The sequence below is a fragment of the Streptomyces sp. NPDC059224 genome (genome assembly GCF_042754285.1).
Lineage (GTDB): Bacteria > Actinomycetota > Actinomycetes > Streptomycetales > Streptomycetaceae > Streptomyces.
In genome coordinates this window covers 128,815-153,454 of record NZ_JBHZAN010000005.1, presented here as the reverse complement: position 1 = coordinate 153,454, position 24,640 = coordinate 128,815, and the positions used below count along the sequence as shown (strand labels likewise).

General features: G+C 70.6%; 24 protein-coding genes. 16 read left to right on the top strand and 8 right to left on the bottom strand.

Translation table 11 applies throughout. The features are described from left to right. Positions 1-15: 15 nt before the first annotated feature. Entirely contained in the window at positions 16-498 is a 483-nt protein-coding gene (locus tag ACFXI4_RS07195; protein ID WP_384988752.1) for an Lrp/AsnC family transcriptional regulator, read from the bottom strand. 121 nt (positions 499-619) lie between these two features. Between ACFXI4_RS07195 and hppD the strand changes: the two genes are divergently transcribed. After that, positions 620-1,768 (top strand): 4-hydroxyphenylpyruvate dioxygenase, encoded by a 1,149-nt coding sequence (gene hppD / locus ACFXI4_RS07190; RefSeq protein ID WP_384988751.1) that lies wholly within the window; start codon positions 620-622, stop codon positions 1,766-1,768. Positions 1,769-1,834: 66 nt separating this feature from the next. Here the strand turns inward: hppD and ACFXI4_RS07185 are convergent, their stop codons facing one another. After that, a complete protein-coding gene (locus tag ACFXI4_RS07185) occupies positions 1,835-3,343 on the bottom strand; it encodes a tetratricopeptide repeat protein (protein ID WP_384988750.1) in 1,509 nt (502 codons plus the stop codon). 92 nt (positions 3,344-3,435) lie between these two features. Here ACFXI4_RS07185 and ACFXI4_RS07180 point away from each other — a divergent pair, with 92 nt between their 5' ends. Then, positions 3,436-4,842: an FAD-linked oxidase C-terminal domain-containing protein gene (locus ACFXI4_RS07180; RefSeq protein ID WP_362730762.1), complete on the top strand. Its 1,407-nt coding sequence runs from the start codon at positions 3,436-3,438 to the stop codon at positions 4,840-4,842. A gap of 28 nt (positions 4,843-4,870) precedes the next feature. Here ACFXI4_RS07180 and ACFXI4_RS07175 read toward each other — a convergent pair whose 3' ends face one another. Continuing rightward, complete coding sequence (locus ACFXI4_RS07175; RefSeq protein ID WP_362730765.1) at positions 4,871-5,284, bottom strand: SsgA family sporulation/cell division regulator; 414 nt, start codon at positions 5,282-5,284, stop codon at positions 4,871-4,873. Between the two features lie 236 nt (positions 5,285-5,520). On the opposite strand from ACFXI4_RS07175, the gene ACFXI4_RS07170 reads away from it, so the two are divergent. Then, positions 5,521-6,855: an RDD family protein gene (locus tag ACFXI4_RS07170; protein ID WP_384988749.1), complete on the top strand. Its 1,335-nt coding sequence runs from the start codon at positions 5,521-5,523 to the stop codon at positions 6,853-6,855. A gap of 68 nt (positions 6,856-6,923) precedes the next feature. Continuing rightward, complete coding sequence (locus tag ACFXI4_RS07165; RefSeq protein WP_384988748.1) at positions 6,924-7,631, top strand: RDD family protein; 708 nt, start codon at positions 6,924-6,926, stop codon at positions 7,629-7,631. An 82-nt stretch (positions 7,632-7,713) separates the two neighbouring features. On the opposite strand, the gene ACFXI4_RS07160 is transcribed toward ACFXI4_RS07165, so the two are convergent. Continuing rightward, on the bottom strand, positions 7,714-8,007 hold the full coding sequence (locus ACFXI4_RS07160) for a hypothetical protein (RefSeq protein ID WP_384988747.1): 294 nt from the start codon (positions 8,005-8,007) through the stop codon (positions 7,714-7,716). Positions 8,008-8,431: 424 nt separating this feature from the next. On the opposite strand from ACFXI4_RS07160, the gene ACFXI4_RS07155 reads away from it, so the two are divergent. Both ACFXI4_RS07155 and ACFXI4_RS07150 read left to right on the top strand, forming a co-directional pair. Beyond that, complete coding sequence (locus ACFXI4_RS07155; RefSeq protein WP_384988746.1) at positions 8,432-10,780, top strand: immune inhibitor A domain-containing protein; 2,349 nt, start codon at positions 8,432-8,434, stop codon at positions 10,778-10,780. Between the two features lie 121 nt (positions 10,781-10,901). Next, a complete protein-coding gene (locus tag ACFXI4_RS07150) occupies positions 10,902-11,231 on the top strand; it encodes a hypothetical protein (protein WP_362713337.1) in 330 nt (109 codons plus the stop codon). A 387-nt stretch (positions 11,232-11,618) separates the two neighbouring features. On the opposite strand, the gene ACFXI4_RS07145 is transcribed toward ACFXI4_RS07150, so the two are convergent. Beyond that, positions 11,619-12,203: a nicotinamidase gene (locus ACFXI4_RS07145; protein WP_384988745.1), complete on the bottom strand. Its 585-nt coding sequence runs from the start codon at positions 12,201-12,203 to the stop codon at positions 11,619-11,621. Positions 12,204-12,351: 148 nt separating this feature from the next. Next, positions 12,352-13,698: a nicotinate phosphoribosyltransferase gene (locus ACFXI4_RS07140; protein ID WP_384988744.1), complete on the bottom strand. Its 1,347-nt coding sequence runs from the start codon at positions 13,696-13,698 to the stop codon at positions 12,352-12,354. A 57-nt stretch (positions 13,699-13,755) separates the two neighbouring features. On the opposite strand from ACFXI4_RS07140, the gene clpS reads away from it, so the two are divergent. The 9 genes from clpS to ACFXI4_RS07095 all read left to right on the top strand — a co-directional run bounded on the left by clpS (position 13,756) and on the right by ACFXI4_RS07095 (position 21,767). Beyond that, positions 13,756-14,073 carry an ATP-dependent Clp protease adapter ClpS gene (clpS, locus tag ACFXI4_RS07135; protein ID WP_362713332.1) on the top strand — a complete coding sequence of 106 codons (318 nt, stop codon included), beginning with the start codon at positions 13,756-13,758 and terminating at the stop codon, positions 14,071-14,073. A gap of 112 nt (positions 14,074-14,185) precedes the next feature. Continuing rightward, complete coding sequence (locus ACFXI4_RS07130) at positions 14,186-14,791, top strand: DUF2017 domain-containing protein (protein ID WP_384988743.1); 606 nt, start codon at positions 14,186-14,188, stop codon at positions 14,789-14,791. A gap of 332 nt (positions 14,792-15,123) precedes the next feature. Beyond that, positions 15,124-16,563, top strand: coding sequence for an amino acid permease (locus tag ACFXI4_RS07125; RefSeq protein WP_384988742.1), 1,440 nt, complete (start codon positions 15,124-15,126; stop codon positions 16,561-16,563). A gap of 141 nt (positions 16,564-16,704) precedes the next feature. Further along, positions 16,705-17,127: a M67 family metallopeptidase gene (locus tag ACFXI4_RS07120; RefSeq protein ID WP_362713326.1), complete on the top strand. Its 423-nt coding sequence runs from the start codon at positions 16,705-16,707 to the stop codon at positions 17,125-17,127. Positions 17,128-17,410: 283 nt separating this feature from the next. Beyond that, entirely contained in the window at positions 17,411-17,506 is a 96-nt protein-coding gene (locus ACFXI4_RS07115) for a putative leader peptide (RefSeq protein WP_362713325.1), read from the top strand. 85 nt (positions 17,507-17,591) lie between these two features. After that, positions 17,592-17,870: a MoaD/ThiS family protein gene (locus ACFXI4_RS07110; RefSeq protein ID WP_362713323.1), complete on the top strand. Its 279-nt coding sequence runs from the start codon at positions 17,592-17,594 to the stop codon at positions 17,868-17,870. Positions 17,871-17,877: 7 nt separating this feature from the next. After that, on the top strand, positions 17,878-18,828 hold the full coding sequence (locus ACFXI4_RS07105; protein WP_362713321.1) for a cysteine synthase: 951 nt from the start codon (positions 17,878-17,880) through the stop codon (positions 18,826-18,828). A gap of 248 nt (positions 18,829-19,076) precedes the next feature. Next, the gene (locus ACFXI4_RS07100; protein ID WP_384988741.1) at positions 19,077-21,134 is read left to right on the top strand and encodes a putative Ig domain-containing protein; all 2,058 of its coding nucleotides are present in this window, start codon (positions 19,077-19,079) and stop codon (positions 21,132-21,134) included. 123 nt (positions 21,135-21,257) lie between these two features. Then, positions 21,258-21,767 carry a hypothetical protein gene (locus ACFXI4_RS07095; RefSeq protein WP_384988740.1) on the top strand — a complete coding sequence of 170 codons (510 nt, stop codon included), beginning with the start codon at positions 21,258-21,260 and terminating at the stop codon, positions 21,765-21,767. Between the two features lie 3 nt (positions 21,768-21,770). On the opposite strand, the gene ACFXI4_RS07090 is transcribed toward ACFXI4_RS07095, so the two are convergent. Beyond that, complete coding sequence (locus ACFXI4_RS07090; RefSeq protein WP_384988739.1) at positions 21,771-22,229, bottom strand: type II toxin-antitoxin system PemK/MazF family toxin; 459 nt, start codon at positions 22,227-22,229, stop codon at positions 21,771-21,773. A 240-nt stretch (positions 22,230-22,469) separates the two neighbouring features. On the opposite strand from ACFXI4_RS07090, the gene ACFXI4_RS07085 reads away from it, so the two are divergent. Beyond that, positions 22,470-23,222: an MBL fold metallo-hydrolase gene (locus tag ACFXI4_RS07085; protein ID WP_384988738.1), complete on the top strand. Its 753-nt coding sequence runs from the start codon at positions 22,470-22,472 to the stop codon at positions 23,220-23,222. 100 nt (positions 23,223-23,322) lie between these two features. Here the strand turns inward: ACFXI4_RS07085 and ACFXI4_RS07080 are convergent, their stop codons facing one another. Further along, positions 23,323-24,570, bottom strand: a complete 1,248-nt coding sequence (locus ACFXI4_RS07080; RefSeq protein WP_384988737.1) for a PTS transporter subunit EIIC — start codon at positions 24,568-24,570, stop codon at positions 23,323-23,325. Between the last annotated feature and the right edge of the window lie 70 nt (positions 24,571-24,640).

The window sequence follows — 24,640 nt, the reverse complement described above, 5'->3', positions numbered from 1 at the left end:
CCGGACTCCGGACGGTCAGGTCGTCCCTTCGCTGTCCGTCGCGGCCTGTTCCACCAGCGGGATGATCCGCAGCGGAACGGGGTTCTCCATGACGATCGCCGTGGAGGCCCGGACAATGCCATCAAAACCGACGACCCGGTCGATCACCCGCTGGAGGTCGGCGTTGGAGCGGGCCACCAGCCGGCACAGCATGTCCCCGGTGCCCGTGGTGGTGAGCAGTTCCAGCACTTCCGGCACGGTCGCCAAGTGGGCCCGTACGTCCGGGCCTTGGCCCTGCCTGATCTGCAGCGTGGCGAACGCGGTGACCGGGTAGCCGAGGGCCGCCGGGTCCACCTGCGGGCCGAATCCCTGGATCACTCCATTCGACTGAAGCCGGTCGAGACGCGCCTGCACGGTGCCGCGCGCCACCCCCAGCCGGCGGGACATCTCCAGCACACCGATCCGCGGCTCCCGGGCCAGCAGGACCAGGATCCGCCCGTCAAGATGATCGATCGCCATACCCGCCTCCGGATGGTCATCCTGCACAGAAAGTCCGGCGGTACGGCCGTACCGCTGAACATATTGCCCACTCGAAACCGGAACTATTGCGCACCTTGTGTGCCAGGGCCACCCTTCGACCATGACGCAGACCACACAGCACACTCCCGACACGACCACCCGGCAAGACGACCCCTTCCCGGTCAAGGGAATGGACGCGGTCGTCTTCGCCGTCGGCAACGCCAAGCAGGCGGCGCACTACTACTCCAGCGCCTTCGGCATGCGGCTGGTCGCCTACTCCGGACCGGAGAACGGCAGCCGGGAGACCGCGAGCTACGTCCTGGAGAACGGCTCGGCGCGGTTCGTCCTCACCTCCGTCGTCCGGCCGGAGACCGAGTGGGGCACCTTCCTGTCCCGGCACGTCGCCGAGCACGGCGACGGCGTCGTGGACCTGGCCATCGAGGTCCCCGACGCGCGGGCCGCGTTCGCGTACGCCGTCGAGCACGGCGCCCGGCCGCTGGCCGAGCCGTACGAACTCAAGGACGAGCACGGCACCGTCGTCCTCGCCGCGATCGCCACGTACGGCGAGACCCGCCACACCCTGGTCGAGCGGACCGGCTACGACGGCCCGTACCTGCCGGGCTTCGTCGCCTCGTCCCCGATCGTCGAGCCGCCCGCCCGCCGTACCTTCCAGGCCGTCGACCACTGCGTCGGCAACGTCGAACTCGGCCGCATGAACGAGTGGGTCGGCTTCTACAACAAGGTCATGGGCTTCACGAACATGAAGGAGTTCGTGGGCGACGACATCGCCACCGAGTACAGCGCGCTGATGTCCAAGGTCGTCGCCGACGGCACCCTCAAGGTCAAGTTCCCGATCAACGAGCCCGCCGTCGCGAAGAAGAAGTCCCAGATCGACGAGTACCTGGAGTTCTACGGCGGGGCGGGCGTCCAGCACATCGCGCTGAACACCAACGACATCGTCGAGACGGTACGGACCATGAGCGCGGCCGGCGTCGAGTTCCTCGACACCCCCGACTCCTACTACGACACCCTCGGTGAGTGGGTCGGCGACACCCGGGTGCCCCTCGGCACCCTGCGCGAACTGAAGATCCTCGCCGACCGGGACGAGGACGGCTACCTGCTGCAGATCTTCACCAAGCCGGTCCAGGACCGCCCGACGGTCTTCTTCGAGATCATCGAACGTCACGGCTCCATGGGCTTCGGCAAGGGCAACTTCAAGGCCCTCTTCGAGGCGATCGAGCGCGAGCAGGAGCGCCGCGGCAACCTGTGAGCCGACGGACCGCCGAGGCGGTGGCCCGCCGCCACGGCGGGCCACCGGCCGACGGGCGCCGGCCGGTCACTGCGGGGCCTCCTCGTCCGGCGGCTGGTCGCCCAGGGTGCTCAGGGTCGCCCGCGCCACCGGGGCCTGCAAAGGGGAGAAGTACGGGTTGATGCGCAGGGCGTCCTGGAGATGGCGACGGGCCGAGGCGTCCAGCTCCAGATCACGTTCGATCATGCCCCGGTGGAAGGCGTAGGACGCGCTGCGGACCCCGCCGCCCTTCGTCGAGTCCGTCGCGATCGAGGCGTAGCGCAGCGCCTCCTTGTCGTCGCCGGCCCGGTGCAGCGCCCACCCGAGCGCGTCCGCGACCTCGATGCCCGGCTGCCGGTCCCACTCCGCCGACAGCCGCTGCACCCCCTCCTGGGCGTCCCCGTGGTCCGCCTCGTACCGCCCCACCAGCAACTCGTCGTCGACCCCGGCGTCCGCCTCCCGCCGCACCCGCGTCTGCATCAGCGCGTACTGCGCCTCCGCCTGCTGTCCCATCCCCAGCGCCTCGTACAGCTCGGCCAGTTCCAGGGTGACGTCCGGAGTCGGCCGGTGTCCGAGCGCCCCCTGGTACGCGGTCAGCGCCTCCTGGGTGCGGCCCAGCGCGGCCAGCGCCCGGCCCTGCCCGGCCCGCGCCGCGGGCTGGTCGGGGTCCAGGCGCACCGCCGCCGTGAAGTGCCGCAGCGCGTCGTCGCGCTCTCCCCGCTCGAAGGCCAGCTGCCCGGCCTGGGTCAGGTACGCGGCCTGCTCGGCGGGGGTACCGGCGGCCGCCGCCGCGTCCGTCACCTGCGCCACCGCGTCCTCCCGCCAGCCCCGGTCCCGGTACACGGCCGAGGCCCGGGCCATCACGGCGGGCTTCGCGGCCGCTCCGGGCTTCAGGGCCATCAGCTTGTCGAGCGCGGACCTGGCCGCCTTGTAGTCGCCGAGCCCGTCGTAGGCGTCGATCAGCACCGGATACGTCGACCACCGCTTGGGCGCCGCCTTCAGCGCCGCCTCGCCGAACTGCCTGGCCGTCGCGAAGTCCCGGCGCGCGTTCGCCAGCGCGGCCAGAGCCGCCAGCGCGTCCGTGTTGCCCTTGGCCGCCGTCCGGAGGGAGGTCTGCAGCGCCCGCTCGGCCCGCGGATAGTCGGCGGTGTCGGCGGTCCGGCGCGCCCGCTCCACGTAGGCCGCTCCGAGCACCGCCCAGGCCCGCGCGTCCTTGGGCTGCGCCCGCACCCGGCTCTCCCGCGCGCCGATGAGCGAGGTGAGGTCGGGCAGCGCGGCGGGCAGGCCGTCGAGGACGGCCGTCTGCGTCGCCGCCTGGGCCGCCGCCTGTGCCTTCGCCTGGGCCGCCCCCTGGGCCCGGGACCCGGCCGCCGGGGGCGCGGCGGCGCCGCGCGGTGCCGGGTGCTGCGGCCACAGCAGCAGGACCGCGCCCGCCGCCGCCCCGCCCGCCAGCGAGCCGACCAGCAGCCGCCGCAGCACCCTGCGGCGGCGCGGCGGCTGCGGCTCCGTGAGCAGCGAGGCGGTGGGCCCTGACGGTCGGTTATCGAGCGAGCACATGCCGGACACTGTGCGTCAATACGACGACCGCGCCCCGGCGGCCCAAGGAGGGCGCCGGTGGGGTTCACACCGATGGCCCCGGGTGCGACGCTGTGATCATGAGCCGAATCGAAGCCCCCCGGGACGAGACCACCGGCAACCTCACCGACCGGCTCCTTGCGGGTCTGCCGGCCGACGCGGTCCTCGTGGACCCCGACGTGACCAGCTCCTACGCCAACGACATGGCGAGCTTCTGCCCGGCCGGCGCCCCGGCCGTCGTCGTACTGCCGCGCACGGTCGAGCAGGTCCAGCACGTCCTGCGCACCGCCACCGAGCTGCGGGTCCCGGTCGTCCCGCAGGGCGCCCGCACCGGCCTGTCCGGCGGCGCCAACGCCACCGACGGCTGCATCGTGCTGTCCCTGACCAGGATGGACCGCATCCTGGAGATCTCGCCGGTCGACCGGATCGCCGTGGTCGAGCCCGGCGTCGTCAACGCCACCCTCTCCCGCGCGGTCGAGGAGCACGGCCTCTCCTACCCGCCGGACCCCTCCAGCTGGGAGATGTGCACGATCGGCGGCAACATCGGCACGGCCTCGGGCGGGCTGTGCTGCGTGAAGTACGGGGTGACCGCCGAGTACGTCCTCGGCCTGGACGTCGTCCTCGCCGACGGACGGCTGCTGTCCACCGGCCGGCGCACCGCCAAGGGCGTCGCCGGATACGACCTGACCCGGCTGTTCGTCGGTTCCGAGGGCTCGCTCGGTGTCGTCGTACGGGCCGTCCTGGCCCTGAAGCCCAAGCCGCCGCAGCAGCTGGTGCTGGCCGCCGAGTTCGGCTCCGCGGCCGCCGCCTGCGACGCGGTGTGCCGGATCATGGCGGGCGGGCACATACCGTCCCTCCTCGAACTGATGGACCGTACGACCGTGAAAGCGGTCAACGAACTCACCCACATGGGCCTGCCGGAGTCGACCGAGGCGCTGCTCCTGGCCGCCTTCGACACCCCGGACCCGGCCGCCGACCTCGCCGCGCTCGGCGCGCTCTGCGAGGAGGCGGGCGCCACCCAGGTGGTCCCCGCCGACGACGCGGCCGAGTCCGAACTCCTCCTCCAGGCCCGGCGGACCTCGCTGGTCGCGCTGGAAGCCGTCAAGGGCACCACGATGATCGACGACGTGTGCGTGCCCCGCTCGCGGCTCGGTGACCTGATCGAAGGGGTCGAGCGCATCGCGGAGAAACACCGGCTGACCATCGGGGTGGTCGCTCACGCGGGCGACGGCAACACGCATCCCACGGTCTGCTTCGACGCGCGGGACCCCGACGAGTGCCGCCGCGCCCGCGAGTCCTTCGACGAGATCATGGCCCTCGGACTGGAGCTCGGCGGCACCATCACCGGCGAACACGGCGTCGGGGTCCTGAAGAAGGAGTGGCTGGCCCGGGAGATCGGGCCGGTGGGCGTGGAGATGCAGCGGGCCGTGAAGGACGCCTTCGACCCGCTGGGCCTCCTCAACCCCGGCAAGCTGTTCTAGAACGGTCATCCGTCATCCGTCACCGCGTTCACCGGGCGAGCAACTGGTCGAGCGCGTCGTCGATCCCGAGCCGCCCGCCTTCGGTCCCCGGCGGCACCACCCGCAGCGTCCGCTCCAGCCAGGCGGACACCTGGGGGACCGGTGCCTCCAGCAGGGCGTCCCCGTCGGGTGAACTCAGCGCCATCAGCACGACACTGCGGCCCTCCGCCTTCGTCGTCCACACCCGCACGTCGCCGTGCCCGCACGGGCGGAACACCCCCTCCACCAGAAGGTCGCGGGCGAAGGTCCAGTGGACCGGGGAGTCCGAGGTGACGTGGAAGCTGACATGGACGGCGTACGGGTCGTCGGAGCGGTAGAGGAGCCGTGCCGGGACCGGGATGCTCCGCTCGGGGGACAGGATGAGCCGCAGCTCCAGTTCGCGCTCCACCACGGTGTGTTGCATGACGTTCGTTCCTCTCCGTCGGTCGTGCGGGCGCCGGTGGGCGGCCCCGTACGAGGGAGAGGAGCGGGAGCCGCTCGCATTACGCGGGTTCCGGGAGATTTTTTCCACCGTGCCGGAGGGGCGCACGGGAATGCCCGGAAAGGGGCGGGTCCTGCGGGACTGGCGGTGGTGGGCACGCGCGTCTGATAGATGTGGAGCCTCCCACACGACCCCCGAGCAGATACGGGATGACGGACATGACCGCCCCAACCCCGGCACCCGGTGACGAACGGCCCCGCGAGGGCTACTACCCGGACCCGTCCATCCCCGGCTACGTCCGCTACTGGAACGGCGCCGCGTGGGTGCCGGGCACCAGCCGTCCGGCGCCGTCCGGCGGCGAGCAGCTCGCACCGCCGCCCGGTTCCCGCCCCGCTACCCCCGTGGTGGAGGAGACCGGCCCGCACTTCTTCGACGAGGACCCGCAGCAGGGTGCCTCCGACTGGACGGCCGAGGGGCGTGCCTGGGGCACCGACCCCCGGGCTGCGGCGGGTTCGCCGCCGCAGCCCGACGGCCGGTCGTCCCACACGGACGGCTCGGCGACGATCCCGCCGGCGGACCAGGGGGACGTCGACTCCGGCGGCACGTTCATCTTCCGCAGGCCGACGCCGGGCCCCGCGGGCACCCCGCCGGCCGACCGGCCGCCCGTGGACGAGGGCACGATGACCTTCCGCGCGGTCCGCGCCGACAACCCCCCGAACGCAGGGGCCCCGGCGGGCGGTCCGGGCCCCGGCGCGGCGGGTCCGGGCGGGTTCGGCGCGCAGGGCCCGGCCGGTGCTCCCGGTGGCGGCCGCCCCGGCTTCGGCGCCGGGAAGGCCGCCGCGGAACGGGCCGCGGCCCCCGCTCCGGGCGCGTCCCAGGCCGTCGCTCCCGCCGTACCCCCGCAGGCCGCCGGGTCCCAGCCCGGGGCCGGCGCCCCGATGACCTCCGGGCCCGGCGGGGGGCAGTCCTCCTGGGCGCAGCAGGTGCACCGGCTCGCGGGTGAGCAGCAGGCCGCGCCCTGGAAGCCGCCGGTGGAGGACGTCTTCCAGGCGGCCGCCCGGCGGCAGGCGGCGGCCCGTCCCGCCGGGCTCGGCAAGCGGTTCGCCGCACGGCTCGTCGACAACCTGGTGGTCGGCGTGGTGACCGCCGCGGCCGCCGTTCCGTTCGGCACCCGGGCGGCCGACCACGTGCAGGACAAGATCGACGCGGCCAAGCTCTCCGGCCGTACCGAGACCGTCTGGCTGCTCGACGGCACGACCGGCCTGTACCTCGGCGTCGTGCTCGCCGTCCTGCTCCTCGCCGGCCTCCTCTACGAGGTGCTGCCCACCGCCAAGTGGGGCCGCACGCTCGGCAAGAAGCTGTTCGCCCTGGAGGTACGGGACATCGAGGGCCACGAGCCCCCGGCCTTCGGCGCCGCGCTGCGCCGCTGGCTGGTGTACACCGTGCCCGCTCTGCTCGGCATCGGGATCGTCGGCGTGGCCTGGTGCCTGTTCGACCGGCCCTGGCGCCAGTGCTGGCACGACAAGGCGGCGCACACCTTCGTCGCCGGCTGACGGGGCGTCCTACCCCGTACGGCCCCGCGCCGGATGCGGCCGGGGCGGCTTCGCGGTCCACTCGGGCCATGAGCACCGAACCGCCCCCGGGCTCCGGACAGCCGCCGGAGGACGACCCGTTCAGGAAGCAGCCCCCGTCCGGCCCGCCGGACGGGGGCCGGGGGCCGGGCTCGCCGTACGACACCCCCTACGGCGGCGCGCAGCCCCCGCCGCCCTCCTCCGGCGGCGGCCCCTACGGAGCGGGCGGTGGCGGCCCCTACGACGGCGCGGGCGGCGGACCCTACGGCGGTGGTGCCGGCGGCTATCCCGCCGATCCGCTCGCCGGGATGCCGCCGCTCGCCGACAGCGGCCGGCGCACCCTGGCCCGGATCATCGACATGGTCCTGGTGCTCATCGTGGTCTGGCTGCTCACCTGGGCCTTCGGGGTGCGCGAGTACGAGGTGAACGGCGACAAGATGGAGGTCGGCAAGTCCTTCGCGCAGTCGCTGGTCGCCGCCGTCCTGTTCATCGGGTACGACACCCTGATGACCGCCAAGGCGGGGCGGACCCTCGGCAAGAAGTGGCTCGGCATGCGGGTCGCCGACCTGGCCGACGGCGCCACGCCCTCGGCCCAGACCTCGCTGGTGCGGGCCCTGGTGCTGTGGCTGCCGTTCGCCTTCTGCTGCGCCTGCGTGTGGACGGTCATCTGCGGTGGCTGGAGCTACTTCGACAAGCCGTACAAGCAGGGCCTGCACGACAAGGCCGCGAAGACGGTCGTGGTGAGTACGAGGAACTGACACCGGGGGCGCACAAGCAGTCGGCGGGTCCGTCAGTCTCACGGACCCGCCGACTTTCCGGTGCTTCTCGGGTGTACGGGCGTCAGGGCGCGGAGTGCTCCCGGACGGACTCGGCCGCGGCGGCGGCCACGGTCTCCCGGTGCAGGGGCACCCGCACCTCGGGTGATGCGATCGGGGCGGGCTCGGACTGTGCGACCGCGTGCGGCCGGGGGAGCGGAACCGTCATGGCGACCAGCAGTCCCAGACCGAGCGCCGCGAGCGCGATGACCGCGATCCCGATGCCCGAACTCGTCTGTGACAGCAGCAGCATGGCGAGCGTCGAGCAGATCACGGTGCACGAACCGTAGACGAGCTGTGCCGGGGTCGGACGAGGCATGGCAATCGTGTCCTCGGAAGGTGTGGGGGTGAGACGGGGAGCCGGCCTTGCTTTCCACCGGCGTCCTGGCGTTCCACCGTTCGACTCTATTCGCGTGCATGCCCGAGCGGAACGTCCGGTAAGCGTGACCTAACCCACGGTACCGGTGCACAGGGGGCGCACGGTCGCATGGCATACGGCAACCCGAGGCATATGCGCGCCGGTTGAGCGAGGTCCGTCAGGGGCCGACCGGTACCACGGCGTCCGTAAAGCGAACTTCCTCTCCGCATAGTGCAGTTGAACTGTCCAAGTCAAGGTCTGTCTTTTCTCGTAAACCAGTAGTCAAATGACGTCACTTGAATCGACGCGTTGAACGTGCGCGCACGGATCCTTCCATGAATCCGGACCCCCCTTCCGTGTGCGCGGACGCGGGGGAGGACCTCAAGTGACCAGTAGATCTTGGACGTTGAGAGCGCTCGCCATCGGGGTGACACTCGCGACGGCGTCCGCGGGCTTCACCACCTTCGCGACGGCCCAGGCCGCGACGAAACCGGCGAGCTCCACCGTCGACCGGAAGGACCCGGCGACGAAGCAGGACGAACACGACCTCGACGGCCCCCTGAGCAAGACCCAGGAGGCCCAGCGGCAGGAAGCCCTCGACCAGGTCATATCCGGCAAGGCCCAGGTCAAGGAACGGGACGGCTCCAAGGTCGTCCAGCTCAAGGGCAAGAAGGGTGACAGCAAGTACGTCGAACTCGGCCGGGAGAAGACCGACAAGATCTTCACCATCCTGGTGGAGTTCGGCGACCAGAGCGACCCCCGCTACGGCGGCACGGTCGGACCGCTGCACAACCAGATAGCCGAGCCGGACCGCGCCAAGGACAACTCCACGGCCTGGCAGGCGGACTACAACCAGGCCCACTTCCAGGACCTCTACTTCGGCACCGGCAAGAAGACCGAGTCGCTGAAGAAGTACTACGAGAAGCAGTCCTCGGGCCGCTACTCGGTCGAGGGCGAGGTCACCGACTGGGTCAAGGTCCCCTACAACGAGGCCCGTTACGGCAACAACGCCTGCGGCTCCACCACCTGCTCCAGCGTCTGGAACCTGGTCCGCGACGGCCTGACGTCCTGGGTCGCCGGCCAGAAGGCGGCAGGCGAGTCCGACGCCGCCATCAAGGCCGACCTCGCCCAGTACGACCAGTGGGACCGCTACGACTACGACGGCGACGGCAACTTCAACGAGCCCGACGGCTACGTCGACCACTTCCAGATCGTGCACGCCGGTGAGGACGAGTCCGCGGGCGGCGGCGCCCAGGGCACCGACGCCATCTGGGCGCACCGCTGGTACGCCTTCGGCACGGACGCCGGCGCCACCGGTCCCGCGGGCAACAAGCTCGGCGGCACCCAGGTCGGTGACACCGGTATCTGGGTCGGCGACTACACCATGCAGCCGGAGAACGGCGGACTCGGCGTCTACGCCCACGAGTACGGCCACGACCTCGGTCTGCCCGACGAGTACGACACCAATGGCGGCGACAACTCCACCGGCTTCTGGACCCTGATGTCCTCCGGCTCCTGGCTGGGCACCGGCAAGAACGCGATCGGTGACCTGCCCGGCGACATGAACGCCTGGGACAAGCTCCAGCTCGGCTGGCTCAACTACGGCGTGGCCAAGGCCGGCACGAAGTCCTCGCACAAGCTGGGCGTGGCCGAGTACAACACCAAGGACAAGCAGGCCCTGGTGGTCTCGCTGCCCGACAAGGCGGTCACCACCACCGTCGTCGCCCCCGCCCAGGGCGCGACCCAGTGGTGGAGCGGCAGCGGTGACAACCTCAAGAACACGCTGACCCGTGACGTCGACCTGACCGGCAAGTCCTCGGCGGCGCTGAGCCTGGACGGCTGGTACGACATCGAGTCGGGCTACGACTACCTCTACGCCGAGGTGTCCACCGACGGCGGTGCCAACTGGACCGCCCTGGACGGCACGGCCGACGGCCAGGCCATCCCGCGCGACGGCAGCGACAAGCCGGCGCTCACCGGTTCGGTCGACGCCTACACCAAGCTGTCGTACCCGCTGAACGCCTACGCGGGCCAGAAGATCCAGCTGCGGTTCCGCTACCAGACCGACGGCGGGGTCGCCCTGAAGGGCTTCGCGGCGGACGAGATCACGGTGACCGCGGACGGCTCGGCCCTCTTCTCCGACAACGCGGAGTCGGCGGACCCGGCGTGGACGGCGTCCGGCTTCTCCCGGATCGGCGCGTCCTTCACCAAGGACTACGCGCAGTACTACATCGCGGAGAACCGCCAGTACGTGTCGTACGACAAGACCCTCAAGACCGGTCCGTACAACTTCGGCTTCTCGACGACCCGTCCGGACTGGGTGGAGCACTACCCGTACCAGAACGGCCTGTTGATCTGGAAGTGGGACACCTCCGAGGCGGACAACAACACCGGTGTCCACCCGGGCACCGGTCTGATCCTGCCGATCGACTCGCACCCGACGGCGCTGAAGTGGTCCAACGGCACGCTGATGCGCAACCGCATCCAGGCCTACGACTCGCCGTTCAGCCTCTACGCGAGCGACGGGATCACGCTCCACAGCGCGGACGTGGCGACCAAGATCAGGCAGTCGTCCGGGGTGTCGGTCTTCAACGACCACAAGAGCACCTACTACGACGCCTCCAACCCGGCCGGCGGTGTCAAGATCACTGACACCAACACGAAGATCAACATCGTCACGGAGGCCAAGGACGGCTCGACGATGTCCCTCCAGGTCGGTCCTGCGGTGAAGTAACTCGCATCTTCGCAGGTCAGAGACGTATCGGCGGCGACCCCCTGGCGGGTCGCCGCCGATCGTGTTTAGGTGCGTCCTGTGGCTCTCTTATTGACACCGACTCGTACGGGGGTATGACCGCATGGCCGCAGGAGGGTTCTGCAAGCTGCCGAACGGCAGCGTGGTGGTGGCACTGAACCTGCCCAGCCCCGCCCCTGCCGGGGGCACCGCCGGGGTCCGGGTGCTGGTCCTCGCCCAGAACCGCGCCCGCGCCCTGACCAGGCTCCGCAACTTGGGCATGCGAGCCGTCTACCTGCGGGGCAACGCCGCCCCGCCGACCCCGGACGAGATCACGGCCGTCCTTCACCACCCCGACGGCCTCATATGGAGAACGGCCCCTGACAACGGTGTCACGGCGACGGAACTGTGGCATCCGATCAGATCCCTGCTACGAAGATCGGCAGTCGCATAACCGACCCACCACTGGCCCACGACCCCCAGCCTCAGGGGCGCGGGGATGCCGCGCGACCAGCCCCCACCGGGCGTGCACCCGGCCCACCGCGAGCCCGCGATCCTGCTCTGAGTGGCGGGTCTCTCAGCAGGCGGGGGTGCGACTCCCAACCGCAGGGGCGCGGGGAACTGCGCGACCAGCCCGCACCGGGCGTGCGCCCGGCCCACCGCGAGCCTGCTCTGAGTGGCGGGTCTCTCAGCAGGCGGGGGTGCGACTCCCAACCTCAGGGGCGCGGGGAACTGCGCGACCAGCCCCCACCGGGCGCGCGCCAGGACACCACCCGGCTCGGCACCGCCGAAGTCCGCCGGCGCGGCGTGCAACCGGCGGGCACCCCGTAGGGCGCGGCCCTCACACCACCGGCTTGCCCGTCAGCTCCACGCCCGCCTCACGCATCTCCTCCAGCGCCCGTTCCGTCGTCTCCTCGGCCACCCCCGCCGTCAGGTCCAGGAGGACCTGGGTGCGGAAGCCCTCCCGCACGGCGTCCAGGGCGGTCGCCCGCACGCAGTGGTCCGTCGCGATCCCCACCACGTCCACCTCGTCGATCTTGCGGGCCCGCAGCCAGTCCGCCAGCCCGACCCCGTTCTCGTCCGCGCCCTCGAAGCCGCTGTACGCCGCGGCGTACGCCCCCTTGCTGAACACGGCGTCCACCGCGCCGGAGGCGACCGCAGGGGCGAAGTTCGGGTGGAAGCCGACGCCCTCGGTGCCGGCCACGCAGTGCGCCGGCCAGCTGTGCACATAGTCGGGGTTGTCCGCGAAGTGGCCGCCCGGCGCGATGTGGTGGTCGCGGGTGGCCACCACATGGCGGTAGCCGGCGGGTGCCTGTCCGATCAGCTCCGTGACCGCGGCGGCCACGTCGGCGCCGCCCGACACCGCGAGGCTGCCCCCCTCACAGAAGTCGTTCTGCACATCAACGACGATCAAGGCGCGGCGCATGGTCGGTGTCCTTCGCGTTCGGTGTCGGGTCTGTCGAGGGGGGAGACGCAGGAGAGAGGGGTGCGGGCCCGGCCTGAACCTCCGAGCGTAGAGACTTACGGGGGCGTAGGGGAGGGGGCTTTGCGGGGCGCGTACGCGGGCACCCGCTCTAGCTACCCGAGCGCCCCTGGACGTACTCCGTCGGAAGGACCGCTTCTCCGCGCGAGAGCTGGGTCGCGGACAGGGGCAGATTGGCCTTGGCCGTGGCATGACGGGCACGGGACGCGTCCAGCGGTTCGCGGGCGACCACCTGGCCGGACTTGACCAGTTCGGTCAGCAGCTGCTGGTCGACCAGCTCGGCCGGCACCTCGCCGGTGCCGACGACCTCGGCCTCCGCCACCCCGTCGGCGTCCAGCCGCCGTGCCGCCCACTTGCGGCCGCCGACGGACGTCTTGCCGCCGGTGGACTTCTTGGCCACCGGCACCAGCGGAGCCTTCGGGTCGGCGGACCCGGCGCGGGCGACCAGTTTGTAGACCATGGAGCAGGTGGGGTGGCCGGAGCCGGTCACCAGCTGGGTGCCGACGCCGTACGCGTCCACGGGTGCCGCGGCCAGCGAGGCGATGGCGTACTCGTCGAGGTCGGAGGTCACGACGATCTTCGTGTCCCGGGCGCCCAGCTCGTCCAGCTGCTGGCGGACCCGGTGGGCGACCAGCAGCAGGTCGCCGGAGTCGATGCGGACGGCGCCCAGCTCGGGCCCGGCCACCTCGACGGCCGTACGGACCGCCTCGGCGACGTCGTAGGTGTCGACCAGCAGGGTGGTCCCCCGGCCGAGCGAGTCGACCTGGGCCTGGAACGCGTCGCGCTCGCGGTCGTGCAGCAGGGTGAAGGCGTGGGCGGAGGTGCCCACCGTGGGGATGCCGTAGCGGAAGCCGGCCGCCAGGTCGCTGGTGGTCGCGAAACCGCCGACGTAGGCGGCGCGGGAGGCGGCGACGGCGGCCAGTTCGTGGGTGCGGCGGGCACCCATCTCGATCAGCGGACGGTCGCCCGCGGCCGAGGCCATCCGGGAGGCGGCGGCCGCGATCGCCGAGTCGTGGTTGAGGATGGAGAGGATCACGGTCTCCAGCAGCACGCACTCGGCGAAGGAGCCCTCCACCCGCATGATCGGCGAGCCGGGGAAGTAGACCTCGCCCTCCGGATAGCCCCAGATGTCACCGCTGAAGCGGTAGCCGGCGAGCCGGCGCAGGGTGGGTTCGTCGACGATCTTCCGCTCGGCCAGGAAGCCGAGCACGTCCGGGTCGAACCGGAAGTTCTCCACGGCGTCCAGGACACGCCCGGTTCCCGCCACGACGCCGTACCGGCGCCCCTCCGGCAGCCGCCGGGTGAAGACCTCGAAGACGCTGCGCCGCTCGGCCGTACCGGCCTTGAGCGCGGCCTGCAGCATGGTCAGCTCGTACTGGTCCGTGAAGAGCGCCGTCGAGGGAACGTCCACCGGCAGCCCAAGGTCCGCTGTGTTCATGGCTGGAGATGCTACCCCCATCTCGTCAGTGTGACGATTTATGGGGCGCGTGGCAGCATGGGCCTTGTGACGTCACCCGCTCCCGTAGAGATCGAACGCACCGAGTCGGCGGAGGAGGTCTTCGCCGTACCCGAGCCCGACGTCCCCTGGGTGACGATCGTGCACAACGACCCCGTCAACCTCATGAGCTACGTGACGTACGTCTTCCAGACGTACTTCGGCTATCCCAAGGACAAGGCCACCAAGCTCATGCTTGACGTCCACCACAAGGGCCGGGCGATCGTCTCCAGCGGCACGCGCGAGGAGATGGAGCGCGACGTGCAGGCGATGCACGGCTACGGCCTGTGGGCCACCCTCCAGCAGGACCGGAAATGACCCCGCAGGACCGGGCGTGCCCCTCGCCCGCAGGACCGGACGTGACCCCTTGCCCGCAGGACCGGACGTAGCCAGACCCCGCGACCAGGACCGGAAGCAGCGAACCCTCTCCATGCCAGGAATCTTCGAACCGCTCCCCGGCGGCGGCGCGGCCGTCGCCCTCGACGACGTCGAGATCTCGATCATCCGGACGCTGGCCGTCCAGCTTCTGGAGCTCATCGGCCCCGGTCCCGCCGAGGACGCCCCCGACGACCCGCTCGCCGAGCTCTTCGCCGAGGGGCCGAGCGAGGCGCCCACCGACCCGGTGCTGCGCCGGCTCTTCCCGGACGCCTACGGCGACCCGGAGCGGCTGCCCGGCTCCTCGCGGGAGGCCGAGGAGCAGCAGGCCCACTCGGCCGAGTTCCGCCGTTACACGGAGAACGACCTCCGGGCCGGCAAGCGGGAGAGCGCCCTCGCGGTGATCCGCTCCCTGGACGCGCTGGCTCCCGTCGGAGAGGGCGGCGCGGTCCTCGAGCTGGCGCCCGAGGAGTCCCGGCAGTGGCTCGGTGCCCTGAACGACCTGCGCCTGGCCATCGGCTCCCGCCTCGACATCACCGACGAGGACGACACCGACCTGCTCTACCAGCTCCCCGACGAGGACGCGCGCAAGCCGATGGTGATGGCCTATCTGTGGCTCGGCGGCCTCCAGGAGACCCTGGTCACCACCCTTATGCCGTAATTCGCCCCGATTTTGCGTTCGCTCAGAGGACGCTCAAATCCGGATAACGATCCAGTCACCGTTGCGGCCTGGTATGTCCCGTTCCGGTGGCGCTTTGTCTGGTTCTTCCAGTGGTGTGCGCCACAATCGCTCCCGGCGGAACTCTGTGATCAGTATGGCCGCCGTGATAAATCTTCACGACCGCCCGGCGACACCACCCATGTGTCCGTCCGGGTGCGCCACCGAGCCGACCATCGTCGGCCAGGCACCACTCCAGCAATCCGGGGGGATCGAAACCCGATCCGCGGCCGACCAGAGGCCCGGGTCGGCATGGAGAAAGGCGCACACCACACATGACCTCCGCTCAGGTCGACACGTCGGAGCAGTCCTCCGAGGCCTCGGAAGAGGGGTACGAGCGCGGACTCGGCAGCCGCCAGGTCCAGATGATCGCCATCGGCGGCGCCATCGGCGTCGGCCTCTTCCTGGGCGCCGGGGCGAACATCGCCAAGGCCGGTCCCAGCCTCATCCTGATGTACGCCCTCGCCGGCGGCATCATCTTCTTCATCATGCGGGCCCTCGGCGAGCTCCTGCTCTACCGGCCGGTCTCCGGCTCCTTCGCGGAGTACTCCCGGGAGTTCCTCGGCCCGTTCTTCGGCTACTTCACCGGCTGGACCTACTGGCTGATGTGGGTCGTCACCGGCATGGCGGAACTGACGGCCGCCGCGATCTACGTCAACTACTGGTTCCCGTCCGTCCCCCAGTGGGTGACCGCGCTGGTCTTCCTGGTGATCCTCTTCGGGGTCAACCTGATCTCGGTGAAGGTCTTCGGGGAGCTGGAGTTCTGGTTCTCCATGGTCAAGGTCACGGCCCTGATCGGCATGATCGTGATCGGCCTCGGCGTCCTCACCTTCGGCTTCAGCGCCGCCGGTGACACCGCGTCGGTAGCGAACCTCTACCAGTTCGACGGCTTCTTCCCCAAGGGCGTCGGCTCCTCCCTGATGACCCTCCAGGGCGTCATGTTCGCGTACCTCGCGGTCGAACTGGTCGGCGTCACCGCCGGCGAGTCCGAGAACCCGGAGAAGACCCTCCCCAAGGCGATCAACACTCTCCCCTGGCGTATCGCCCTCTTCTACGTCGGTGCGCTCACGGTGATCCTCTGCGTCGTGAAGTGGACGGAGTTCGCCCCGGGAGTCTCCCCGTTCGTCGCGGCCTTCGCGAAGATCGGCATCCCGGCCGGCGCCGGCATCGTCAACTTCGTCGTCCTGACCGCGGCGCTGTCCTCCTGCAACTCCGGCATGTACTCCACCGGCCGGATGCTGCGGAACCTGGCCGACAGCCGCGAGGCCCCGGCCGTCTTCAGCAGGCTGTCCGCGTCGAAGACCCCGGCGCTCGGCATCACCGTCTCGGTGCTCTTCATGGGCATCGGCGTCGTCCTCAACTACGTCGTACCGGAGAAGGCGTTCGGGTACGTCACCTCGGTCGCCACCGCGGCCGGCATCTGGACCTGGCTGATGATCCTGATCAGCCACGTCCTCTACCGCCGCGCGGTCGACGCGGGCCGGCTGCCCGCGTCCTCCTTCCCGGCGCCCGGCGGGGCGGTGTGCAGCTGGATCGCCATCGTCTTCCTGCTCTTCGTGACCGGCCTGATCGCGTACGACGGTGACTCCCGGGTCTGCCTGTACGTGATGGCCGGCTGGGCCGCCGCGCTCGGCATCGGCTGGCTGGTCCTCAAGAACCGCGACCCGCAGATCGGCGAGCGGAACGAACGGACCTCGCTGGAGAAGGTGAGCTGACCCCCTCGCCACCCCCTCAGGACGTCCCGTCGCAGGGAGCACTCGTGGCGCCCCTTGCGACAGCCGCTCAGGACGTCCGGCATATGGGCCGTCCCGTACCAGTCTTCGGTACGGGACGGCCCTCTGCTTATCCTGGCCGACATGCTGACCATCACCCAGGAACTCGTCGACCGCATCGTCGCCCACGCGCGCGAGGACCACCCCGACGAGGCGTGCGGCGTCGTGGCGGGAGCGGCCGGCTCGGACCGCCCCGAGCGGTTCGTCCCGATGCTCAACGCGGCGATGTCCCCGACCTTCTACGAGTTCGACTCCGGCGACCTCCTCAAGCTGTACCGCGAGATGGACGACCGCGACGAGGAGCCGGTGGTCATCTACCACTCCCACACGGCGACGGAGGCGTACCCGTCCCGGACGGACATCAGCTACGCGAACGAGCCGGGCGCGCACTACGTCCTGGTCTCGACGGCCGACACCGACGGCCTCGGCGACTTCCAGTTCCGGTCCTTCCGCATCGTCGACGGCGAGGTGACGGAGGAGGAGGTCAGGACCGTCGAGGCGTACTGACGTCCGGTGGCCCGCCGCCCCCCTTCTCTCAGCGGCTCACGCGGACTTCTCGGCCGCGACGGTGACCGGCCGCGACGGTGACCGGCCACGACGGGGATTCCGGCGGTGCCGGACCGGCCGGTGGTCGCCCGCGGGCCGGTGGGGGCTGGTCGCGCCGTTCCTCCCCGGCCTTCGGCCGGGGGTACCCCCGGCGCCCCTGGGGTGTCTCAATCCTCGGCCAGAAAGTGTCCGTCATCCGAGATCACACTCGGGGATGCGCACCGGGAATCGATACGATGACCCCATGGTTCTGAACGACGTGAGCGAGAAGGCGCGGGGCATCGTGCTCGTGGCGCGGCTGCACGTCGACCTGTGCAGGCTGAACAGCGCCATCTGTTGACGTTCTCCTGCCGCCGCACGGCCGTGAGCCGCGGCGTGCCGCCGCGCGCCCACCCACCCAGACTTTCCGACAGGAGCCCTGAGCCATGGCCATCGAGGTCCGCATCCCGACCATCCTCCGCCAGTACACCGACGGTCAGAAGGCGGTGGAGGGCAGCGGTGAGACCCTCGCCGACCTCTTCAACGACCTCGAGACCCGGCACGCCGGCATCCACGCCCGCATCGTGGACGACGGCAAGCTGCGCCGCTTCGTCAACGTGTACCTGAACGACGAGGACGTCCGTTTTGTCGACGGCATCGAGACCAAGCTGACCGACGGCGACACGATCACGATCCTGCCGGCGGTCGCCGGCGGCATGGCCTGAGATCGGCATGCGCTACGACTCCCCGTTGGCCGCGGTCGGCAACACCCCCCTGGTGCGCCTGCCGCGGCTCTCGCCGTCCGCCGAGGTCCGGATCTGGGCCAAGCTGGAGGACCGCAACCCGACCGGTTCGGTCAAGGACCGTCCCGCCCTGCACATGATCGAGCAGGCGGAGAAGGACGGCCGGCTCACCCCGGGCTGCACCATCCTGGAGCCGACCTCGGGCAACACCGGCATCTCGCTGGCGATGGCGGCGAAGCTCAAGGGTTACCGCATGGTGTGCGTGATGCCCGAGAACACCTCGCAGGAGCGCCGGGACCTGCTGGGCATGTGGGGCGCGGAGATCATCTCCAGTCCGGCGGCCGGCGGTTCCAACACCGCCGTGCGGGTGGCCAAGGAGATCGCCGCCGAGCACCCGGACTGGGTGATGCTCTACCAGTACGGCAACCCCGACAACGCGGGCGCGCACTACGCGACGACCGGTCCGGAGATCCTCGCCGACCTCCCCTCCGTCACGCACTTCGTCGCCGGGCTCGGCACCACCGGCACCCTCATGGGCGTCGGCCGGTACCTGCGCGAGCAGAAGCCGGACGTGCGGATCGTCGCCGCCGAACCGCGCTACGACGACCTCGTGTACGGGCTCAGGAACCTCGACGAGGGCTTCGTGCCCGAGCTGTACGACGCCTCCGTGCTCACCACCCGCTACTCGGTGGGCTCGGCGGACGCGGTGACCCGGACCCGGGAGCTCCTCCAGCAGGAGGGCATCTTCGCGGGCGTCTCCACCGGTGCCGCGCTGCACGCCGCGATCGGCGTGGGGAAGAAGGCCGTGCAGGCCGGCGAGAGCGCGGACATCGTGTTCGTCGTCGCCGACGGCGGCTGGAAGTACCTGTCGACCGGGGTCTACACGGCCGCCACGACCGAGGAAGCCATCGAGACCCTCCAGGGTCAGCTCTGGGCATAGCGCTCATCATGCACGCGCCAACCCCCTCCTATGAGGGGGCTAAGCGCTGTCCATGCCGGTGCAAGGATCTTCCTCCGGGGGGACCGGGCCCCACCGAACCCGACTAGCTTCTCCTTCGTCCTGTTCATGCCATGCATGTCGGCATCGCAGGGTGTTCGAAATGTCATGCTCATGACTGCGCGCACTCTGCCGCCGCTACGCGCGTCACGGGCCTGCCTTGTAACCCCACCGATGGAGGCAGTACCCCCATGCGTGAATCACGACGGAGCCTGCGAAGACTCCTGGCCGTCGCCTTCCCCGCCCTCGCCCTCGCCGTCTCCGGATTCGTCGCGGCGCCCACCGCCGGGGCCGCCCAGCCCGCGACCGCGGCGCCCCACGCCACCACCAAGGCCACCCAGAACGCCAGGGCCCTCACCGACCCCGGCCGCCAGGCCGTGCACAGCACCGGCAAGGCGGGCCAGAAGGTGCCCACCGAGCACCTGTGCGCCACCGCCACCAAGGCGGGCCAGGTCTCCTGCTTCGCGCAGCGCCGGACCGACATCAAGCAGCAGCTGGCCTCCGCGCTCGCCGCCGCCCCCTCCGGCCTGAGCCCCTCGAACCTGCACAGCGCCTACAACCTGCCCTCGACGGGCGGCTCCGGCCTGACCGTCGCCGTGGTCGACGCCTACAACGACCCCAACGCCGAGTCGGACCTGGCCACTTACCGCTCGCAGTTCGGCCTGTCCGCCTGCACCAAGGCCAACGGCTGCTTCAAGCAGGTCAGTCAGACCGGTTCGACCACCTCGCTGCCCACGAACGACTCCGGCTGGGCCGGCGAGGAAGCGCTCGACATCGACATGGTCAGCGCCGTCTGCCCGAACTGCAACATCATCCTCGTAGAGGCGACTTCGCCCACCGACGCCAACCTCGGCACCGCCGAGAACGAGGCCGTCACCCTCGGCGCCAGGTTCGTCTCCAACAGCTGGGGCGGCTCCGAGTCCTCCTCCCAGACCAGCGAGGACACCTCGTACTTCAAACACCCGGGCGTGGCGATCACCGTCTCCGCCGGTGACGAGGACTACGGCGCCGAGTACCCGGCGACCTCCCAGTACGTGACCGCCGTCGGCGGCACCGCGCTGTCCACCTCGTCCAACTCCCGCGGCTGGACCGAGTCCGTGTGGAAGACCAGCTCGTCCGAGGGCACCGGCTCCGGCTGCTCCGCCTACGACGCCAAGCCCACCTGGCAGACCGACACCGGCTGCACCAAGCGCATGGAGTCCGACGTCTCCGCGGTCGCCGACCCGGCCACCGGCGTGGCGGTCTACGACACCTACGGCGGCTCCGGCTGGGCGGTCTACGGCGGCACCAGCGCCTCCTCGCCGATCATCGCCGGCGTCTACGCCCTCGCGGGCACCCCGGGCTCCAGCGACTACCCGGCGAAGTACCCCTACTCCCACACCGGCAACCTGTACGACGTCACCAGCGGCAACAACGGCTCCTGCTCGACGTCGTACTTCTGCACCGCCGGCACCGGCTACGACGGCCCGACCGGCTGGGGCACCCCGAACGGCACCACGGCCTTCACCGCCGGCAGCACCTCCGGCAACACGGTGACCGTCACCAACCCCGGCAGCCAGTCCACCGCCACCGGCGGCTCGGTCAGCCTGCAGATCTCGGCGACCGACAACGCGGGCGCGGCCCTCACCTACAGCGCGACCGGCCTGCCCACCGGGCTGTCGATCAGCGGCTCGGGCCTGATCTCCGGCACGGCGTCCACCGCGGGCACCTACCAGGTCACCGTGACGGCGAAGGACTCCACCGGCGCCTCGGGTTCGGCGTCGTTCAGCTGGACCGTCGGCACCGGCGGCGGCACCTGCACCTCGGCCCAACTGCTCGGCAACCCGGGCTTCGAGTCGGGCAGCACCACCTGGACCGCCTCCAGCGGCGTCATCACCAACGACACCGGTGAGGCGGCGCACGCCGGCTCCTACAAGGCCTGGCTGGACGGCTACGGCTCCACCCACACCGACACTCTCTCCCAGTCGGTGACGATCCCGTCCGGGTGCAAGGCGACCTTCACCTTCTACCTGCACGTCGACACCGCGGAGACCACCACCAGCAGCCAGTACGACAAGCTGACGGTCACCGCCGGTTCGACCACCCTGGCCACCTACTCCAACCTCAACAAGGCCACCGGATACGCACAGAAGTCCTTCGACCTGTCGTCGTACGCGGGCTCGACCGTCACCCTGAAGTTCAGCGGTGCCGAGGACTCCTCCCTGCAGACCAGCTTCGTCGTCGACGACACCGCCGTCACGACTGGCTGATCCCGGCCGCCGACCGACCGGATCCCGCACCCGGAAGCCGTCCGGGTGCGGGATCCGTATGTCCGGGAGATACGTCACATCGGCATCAAGGGTTCCGTTCCCCCACCGAAAGGCGGACACCCCATGCGCCGTACGACGGTCCACCGCGCGTCGCTCGCCGCGGCGACCCTCCTCCTGCTCGCGGGCTGCGGCTCGCAGAGCGGGAGCACCGACCAGGGCAGCGGCACGGTGTCCTCCTCGCCGTCCTCGCCGTCCTCGCCGACCCCCGGCGGTCCGGCCGCGAGCCCCAGTCAGAGCGGCTCCACCGGCGGCTGCACGCCCGCCACCTCCGAACTCACCGCCGCCGACGACCGCGCCACGGTCTGCGTGGCGGTCGGCGGCACGCTCCGGCTCACCCTCGACGGCACCAAGCAGCGCCCCTGGAAGACGGTCACCGTGAGCGGCGAGGCGCTGCGGGCCACCAACGGCGGGATCGTCCTCCAGCCCGGAGACGCCTCCGCCGCCTACACCGCCGTAGCCTCCGGAACCGTCACCCTCACCTCGTCCCGCCCGCTGTGCGCCGAGCCCACCGCGCCGGGCGGGGTCTCCTGCAAGGGAATCCAGGAGTGGCAGGTCACCGTCAGGGTGAAGTGACCCTCAGGGGGCCAGGTGCCGGACCTGGTCCCACAGCACCGGGTCGACCACGCCCACCCGGCGCCGGAACTCCCACACCGACACCTCGCGCAGCTCGTCCGTCTCCAGGAAGCTCGGCCGGCCGTGGGCGTCCCCGACCGAGCCCGGCGGCAGCGGGATCACCCCGGCCCGCTCGTCGTGGTACTTGCTGGTGATCTTGGCGACGGTCGCGTGGTTGCCGCGCACCGCCAGCACCAGACAGGGCCGGTCCTTGGCGCCCGGACCGTCCTCGTAGGGCACGTTGGCCCACCAGATGTCCCCCGGATGGGGCCGGCCGGTCCCCGCGCGCGGGCCCCGCGGACGTCCCGGCGGGCGGGTGCGGGGTCCGCGCGGACGATGCCCCCGGCCCCATCCGTCGACGAGCGTGGCGACCAGCGCCAGCAGGACGACTGCCGCGAGCGCGAGCCACCATGACGTATCCATACGACGACGTTACCGGCGCGAGATAATCGATGCGCGCCCTTGCGCGATCCTTGTGCGCCCCTGGTCCAGCCGAACCGGTGACAGCACAGGTGAGTTCGCCCACAACGGCCCCTGGCGGAGGAGCGACCGGCCCTTTTGCGCCTTACGCTCGACGAACCGCACGACCCCCGCTCACCTCTCTGTTCTCCGACTCCAGTTCCCGGTTGATCCGGGTGTTCCGCCCACGGAGGTTTCTGCTTCATGAAGCTCACCGTCGTCGGCTGCTCGGGGTCGTTCCCGTCCGCGGAATCGGCCTGCTCGAGCTACCTCGTAGAGGCCGACGGCTACCGGCTGCTCCTCGACATGGGCAACGGCGCCCTCGGCGAGCTGCAGCGCCACTGCGGTCTCTACGACCTCGACGCGATCTTCCTGAGCCATCTGCACGCCGACCACTGCATCGACATGTGCGCCTACTTCGTGGCGCGCTACTACCGCCACGACGGCGGCCCGTGCCCCCCGATCCCGGTCTTCGGCCCCGAGGGCACCGAGCACCGTCTCACCACGGCCTACGCCGACACCCCCACCGCCTCCTCGATGAGCGAGGTCTTCGACTTCCACACGGTCAAGCCGTCCACGTTCGACCTCGGCCCCTTCACGGTCCACACCGAGCGGGTCCGCCATCCCGTGGAGGCCTACGGCGTCCGCGTCGAACACGCCGGGAAGTCCCTGACGTACTCGGGCGACACGGGCGTCACGGAGGCACTCGAATCGCTGGCCCGGGACACCGACCTGTTCCTGTGCGAGGCGGCCTTCACGCACGGCAAGGAGAACATCCCGGACCTGCACCTCACCGGCCGCGAGGCCGGCGAGACCGCCGCCCGCGCCGGTGCCCGCCGGCTGGTTCTCACCCACATCCCGCCGTGGACCGACCCCGCCGTGAACCTCGCCCACGCACGCGAGGTCTTCGACGGGCCGGTGGGCCTGGCGGCGCCACGCGTCGTCTACGAGATCTGACACGCCGTACGACGTCGCACCACGGAGTTCAGGCCCGTAGGTACGGCAAAGGCCCCCGCAGCCGCCGGGCTGCGGGGGCCTCGTCATGACAAGGCCGGACTCAGGCCTTCGTGAGGTCCTCGACCTCCTCCTCGGGCTCGCGGCCCGGGGTGGGGAGGTTGAACCGGACGATCGCGAACCGGAAGACGAAGTAGTAGATCGCTCCGAACACCAGGCCGATCGGGATGATCAGCCAGGGCTTGGTCGCCAGGTTCCAGTTCAGGGCGTAGTCGATCACACCCGCCGAGAAGGTGAAGCCCGCATGCACCCCGAGCGCCCAGGTGATCGCCATGGACAGGGCGGTCAGCACCGCGTGGATCACGTACAGCAGCGGCGCGATGAACATGAAGGTGAACTCGATCGGCTCGGTGACACCGGTCACGAACGAGGTCAGCGCCATCGACATCATCATGCCCATCACGGCCGCGCGGCGCTCCGGGCGGGCGGTGTGCGCGATGGCGAGGGCGGCGGCCGGCAGGCCGAACATCATGATGGGGAAGAAGCCGGACATGAACTGACCGGCCGTCGGGTCACCGGCGAAGAAGCGGGTGAGGTCACCGTGGACGATCTGGCCGGAGGCGTCCTTGAAGTCACCGATCTGGAACCAGGAGACGGTGTTCACGAACTGGTGCATGCCGACCGGGATCAGCGCGCGGTTGATCAGACCGAACAGACCGGCACCGAAGGCACCGAGACCGGTGATCCACTCGCCGAAGTTCGAGATGCCCTCACCGATCGGCTCCCAGATGAGGCCGAAGAAGACGCCCATGATCGTGCCGACGAAGGCCATGATGATCGGGACGAGCCTGCGGCCGTTGAAGAAGCCCAGCCAGTCCACCAGCTTGGTCCGATGGAAGCGCTGCCAGACCACCGCGCCGAGCAGGCCCATCACCAGGCCGCCCAGCACGCCGGGGTTGTTGTAGGTCGCCGCTATGTCGGCGCCGGCCTGCACCTTCGCCTCGGTGACCGGGAACGCCTTGAGGACGTTGGCGTAGACCAGGAAGCCGACCAGGGCGGCCAGTGCGGTGGAGCCGTCCGACTTCTTGGCGAAGCCGATCGCGACACCGATGCAGAACAGCATCGGAAGGTTGTCGAAGATCGCGCCACCGGCCGTCGCGAACACCGCGGTGACCTTGTCGGGCAGATGCAGCTTGTCGTGGATGTCCTGCTGACCGAAGCGGAGCAGCAGACCCGCGGCCGGGAGTACGGCGATCGGGAGCTGAAGGCTGCGGCCAACCTTCTGCAGGCCCTGGAACAGACCGGATCCCCACTTCTTTGTGGGAGCCGCCGTCGTGGTGGCGGTTGTCATACTTCCTCCATCGGTGGTGGTCTACACCACTCAGTGGTGTAGACCTGTTGTACACGATGGGGGCGTTATA

Bases quoted from the DNA above. Each gene is read 5' to 3' on its own strand.
- ACFXI4_RS07195 (WP_384988752.1), bottom strand. From the start codon at position 498: ATGGCGATCGATCATCTTGACGGGCGGATCCTGGTCCTGCTGGCCCGG.
- hppD (WP_384988751.1), top strand. From the start codon at position 620: ATGACGCAGACCACACAGCACACTCCCGACACGACCACCCGGCAAGAC.
- ACFXI4_RS07185 (WP_384988750.1), bottom strand. From the start codon at position 3,343: ATGTGCTCGCTCGATAACCGACCGTCAGGGCCCACCGCCTCGCTGCTC.
- ACFXI4_RS07175 (WP_362730765.1), bottom strand. From the start codon at position 5,284: ATGCAACACACCGTGGTGGAGCGCGAACTGGAGCTGCGGCTCATCCTG.
- ACFXI4_RS07170 (WP_384988749.1), top strand. From the start codon at position 5,521: ATGACCGCCCCAACCCCGGCACCCGGTGACGAACGGCCCCGCGAGGGC.
- ACFXI4_RS07165 (WP_384988748.1), top strand. From the start codon at position 6,924: ATGAGCACCGAACCGCCCCCGGGCTCCGGACAGCCGCCGGAGGACGAC.
- ACFXI4_RS07160 (WP_384988747.1), bottom strand. From the start codon at position 8,007: ATGCCTCGTCCGACCCCGGCACAGCTCGTCTACGGTTCGTGCACCGTG.
- ACFXI4_RS07150 (WP_362713337.1), top strand. From the start codon at position 10,902: ATGGCCGCAGGAGGGTTCTGCAAGCTGCCGAACGGCAGCGTGGTGGTG.
- ACFXI4_RS07145 (WP_384988745.1), bottom strand. From the start codon at position 12,203: ATGCGCCGCGCCTTGATCGTCGTTGATGTGCAGAACGACTTCTGTGAG.
- ACFXI4_RS07140 (WP_384988744.1), bottom strand. From the start codon at position 13,698: ATGAACACAGCGGACCTTGGGCTGCCGGTGGACGTTCCCTCGACGGCG.
- clpS (WP_362713332.1), top strand. From the start codon at position 13,756: ATGGGCCTTGTGACGTCACCCGCTCCCGTAGAGATCGAACGCACCGAG.
- ACFXI4_RS07130 (WP_384988743.1), top strand. From the start codon at position 14,186: ATGCCAGGAATCTTCGAACCGCTCCCCGGCGGCGGCGCGGCCGTCGCC.
- ACFXI4_RS07125 (WP_384988742.1), top strand. From the start codon at position 15,124: ATGACCTCCGCTCAGGTCGACACGTCGGAGCAGTCCTCCGAGGCCTCG.
- ACFXI4_RS07120 (WP_362713326.1), top strand. From the start codon at position 16,705: ATGCTGACCATCACCCAGGAACTCGTCGACCGCATCGTCGCCCACGCG.
- ACFXI4_RS07115 (WP_362713325.1), top strand. From the start codon at position 17,411: ATGGTTCTGAACGACGTGAGCGAGAAGGCGCGGGGCATCGTGCTCGTG.
- ACFXI4_RS07110 (WP_362713323.1), top strand. From the start codon at position 17,592: ATGGCCATCGAGGTCCGCATCCCGACCATCCTCCGCCAGTACACCGAC.
- ACFXI4_RS07105 (WP_362713321.1), top strand. From the start codon at position 17,878: ATGCGCTACGACTCCCCGTTGGCCGCGGTCGGCAACACCCCCCTGGTG.
- ACFXI4_RS07100 (WP_384988741.1), top strand. From the start codon at position 19,077: ATGCGTGAATCACGACGGAGCCTGCGAAGACTCCTGGCCGTCGCCTTC.
- ACFXI4_RS07095 (WP_384988740.1), top strand. From the start codon at position 21,258: ATGCGCCGTACGACGGTCCACCGCGCGTCGCTCGCCGCGGCGACCCTC.
- ACFXI4_RS07090 (WP_384988739.1), bottom strand. From the start codon at position 22,229: ATGGATACGTCATGGTGGCTCGCGCTCGCGGCAGTCGTCCTGCTGGCG.
- ACFXI4_RS07085 (WP_384988738.1), top strand. From the start codon at position 22,470: ATGAAGCTCACCGTCGTCGGCTGCTCGGGGTCGTTCCCGTCCGCGGAA.
- ACFXI4_RS07080 (WP_384988737.1), bottom strand. From the start codon at position 24,570: ATGACAACCGCCACCACGACGGCGGCTCCCACAAAGAAGTGGGGATCC.